Annotated in this window: 3 protein-coding genes; all 3 read right to left on the bottom strand. The window is 51.4% G+C overall.

The window, feature by feature from the left end; genetic code table 11:
* Positions 1–95: 95 nt before the first annotated feature.
* The gene (locus ACQRBH_RS17140) at positions 96–2135 is read right to left on the bottom strand and encodes a recombinase family protein (protein WP_347376809.1); all 2040 of its coding nucleotides are present in this window, start codon (positions 2133–2135) and stop codon (positions 96–98) included.
* Between the two features lie 135 nt (positions 2136–2270).
* Positions 2271–2591 carry a DUF6788 family protein gene (locus tag ACQRBH_RS17135; RefSeq protein WP_427762666.1) on the bottom strand — a complete coding sequence of 107 codons (321 nt, stop codon included), beginning with the start codon at positions 2589–2591 and terminating at the stop codon, positions 2271–2273.
* A gap of 96 nt (positions 2592–2687) precedes the next feature.
* Positions 2688–2970, bottom strand: a 283-nt coding sequence (locus ACQRBH_RS17130; RefSeq protein WP_427762664.1) for a DUF5372 family protein, incomplete at its 5' end; no start/stop codon positions are given.

Raw genomic sequence — 2970 nt, 5'->3', positions numbered from 1 at the left:
TACCCACGGTGACTTCATACTGCACACCTCCCAACGATGTTTTGAAATACTGCCTCCAGCTATCCTGAAGGCAGCCGATTTAATGGAGAAAAGTATCATGTGTAAAGCTCTTTTATGGATTCCAGGTTGGAATCATCAATCAATATCTCCCAGGGCCATCCCTGATGCTGCTTTCTGGCGGGGATCTTGCCGGCAGAGATGCCGTAGTAGACCTTCCCGGTGGAGATACCGAGCAGGCTGGCGGCTTCTGCAACCGATATCCCCTGACGGTTTCTCTGGTAGGGGCCGGAAATATTATGTTTATGACGGATCCATCTGACACCGGCATATGTAAAGGGTTTTCCCTCTGGAGTGACCAGCCCGTCCTGGTTTAACCGGTCCGCAATCTCAAAATCGTTCATAAAAGCTGCCAGTTCCCTGATCATGGAAACTGTGCTGTCTGTGTGTCTTTTACGGTCACTGCAGGGAAGGTTCTTTTTTAAGACAAGCCGTTCACATTTCCCACTGCGGAACCGGATGCCCGCTGAAAACTCCGGGCATCTTTTTTCGGCCAGGACAGTGATGTCGTCGATCAGAATGCGGATGATGCGTTTCTTTTCCTTTGGGGTAGAAGTTGGCGCATTCCAGATCTCCGGGATCTTCTGTGCAAGGGTTAGGATATCCTGTTCTTCTTTTTCGGAAGGAACCCATGCTTTTTTTGAAATGTATACGGCGTAATCCTGCTTTGCCTTTTCCAGTTCTTTGAGTTTCTGGTTCCAGTTGGATTCCAGGGAGCGGACAACAAGCCTGTTTTCCGGGTCTGCGAGCATAAACTGCCGCTCCGCACGGTCTGCTTCATACTGTGCGCGTTCGATCGAGAGGAGCCATTGTTTATCTGACATCCTGTTTGCATCATTGATGCTGCGCATGACTTTCAGGGAGATCTCCAGTTCCGAAGGCTTCATGATCGAGAGGATTTTTTCAGATACCGCCTGGTCAAGAGCTTCGGCAGGGACAGAGGAACAGGTTGCCTTGTTGCCGTGCTCCCATCTGCCAATGCACTCGTATACGGGACGTATGCCACCTGTCGCGGTGTAACGGACAGTCATACGGCGGCCGCATTTCCCACAGAGCAGGACTCCAGTAAGGAGGGCGGCCCCTTCACGCGCCGGACCACAGCGTTCAGTGTTCGTGCGGTTGGAGTCAAGGCGTTTCTGGTTTTCCTCGAATTCTTCCCAGGAGATATAGGCCTGGTGATGTCCGGGGAGGAATACTTTCCAGTCTTCTTTATCTGGGAGACGGACGGGATGGTGTTCGAAATGCCCGTCAGCATCAATTGTTTTGTTATCACGGTAGCGCCCATACACGTATGCTCCGGCATAGGCTGGGTTATGGATGGCTGCAAGGACACGGCTGTGGGTCAGCGTTCCCCAGGTGATCTTTCCATCCCATGCGCCTCCATAAGCGCGTTTGGGGAAGGAAAGATTGTTTTCCGAGAAATAGCGGACAACACCGTAGGCACTTCCGGAAGTACGGAATGCCTTGAACAGGGTGGAGACCGCATGCTGCACTTCTTCATCAGGATCCATGATGGTCTTGCCATCGGGATCATAGGTGTAGCCGACAGGCAGAGGAAAGCGCAGTTCTCCCCTGGAGGCGGCATTTTCCTTACCGCCGATCATACGGGCGTGAAGAAAATGGAGTTCTGCTTCTCCCATGGTACCTTTCAGGCCGATGAGGAGACGGTCATTAAAATCTGACATGTCGTAGATACCGTCTTCGTCGATCACTAGGGTGCCGAACAGGCCGCACAGCTCAAGGAGCTTCATAAGGTCGGCTGATGACCGGGCCAGGCGTGATATCTCCAATCCGAACACTGCACCGACTTCGCCTAGTGATACGCTTGTCACGAGCTGGGCAAATCCTGGGCGCTTGGAACGGCCGGATCCGGATATGCCGAGATCCCCGTCGATCACACGTATGTGTTCTTCCGGCCAGCCAAGCGATAACGCTCTTTCTTGAAGGGCGTACTGTCTCTGTGTACTCTCCTGGTTGAACCGTACCTGGGCCATCGTCGACTGGCGGACATAGACCAGGGCTTCCCGGTTCAGGTGTTCTGCCCGTACTTTGGACGGAATTGATAGGTTCTGCTTCATTTTCATCCTCCTTTTCTGCTGAGAAGAAGGAGATGAAAAGGGCTGAAAGTGCCGATATGAGGTCCTCCGCAAGCCGGGAGTCATTACCGGTCAGATACGTGAGAGTTGTTTCCATTATGGCCTCCTCCTTTCAGGCTAAAGGTCAATCTCTCTGCGCCGGAACAGTTCCAGGTTGATGCTGCTGAGCTCTGTGAGCAGTGCTGTGATATCCTCGTAATCTTTGATGCATTGGGAGACACTGTCTTTATAAGCCTTGGGAACAGAGTCAAGGTGCGTCTTCCCATTGTAATAAGAAGAAAGGTACAGGCTTTTGTGCCCCTCTCCATTGGCACATCTGCAGTTAGGCTTGCCGCATTTGATGGATCTGGTGATCAGGGAAGCCCTCATGACGTGGGCCGGGTCCGGCATTGAGTCGAGGATCTCCTGACGGCGGGCTTTGAGAGTGTCAGTGGTCATGGATTTGTAAGAATTGCTAATCTTATCAGTATTATTCATGATAAGATTATACCACAGGGAGAGAAAAAAATCTACCCTGTGGTATTGGAAATCTGCTCATTTATACAGCAGGCTGGAAAGTTCAAGGAGTGATTTTATGGTATCAGCATCAAAATAGCTTTCGGAGAAAACATTTTGTCCGGTGTCGATGATCCAGGACTCAGGGACGGAGAAGACATCATCCTGAGAACGAAGCGAGTAGCGGCGCTGGCCATCTACTTTCCGGACCTTCAGGATTGGGAAACTCTGTCCATAGAGGGGATGGTAAGGATGGAGGATCGTTGCTGTTCCCAAATCCCTGTTGTGATCAAGTGCTTTTTGCTGTTGCCGTGCCAACAGT

It is taken from the genome of Bariatricus sp. SGI.161 (assembly GCF_050313695.1).
In the GTDB taxonomy this organism is placed as follows: Bacteria; Bacillota; Clostridia; order Lachnospirales; family Lachnospiraceae; genus JAFBIX01.
The sequence above is the reverse complement of the archived record's forward strand: the minus strand, read 5'-3'. Positions and strand labels throughout refer to the sequence as shown.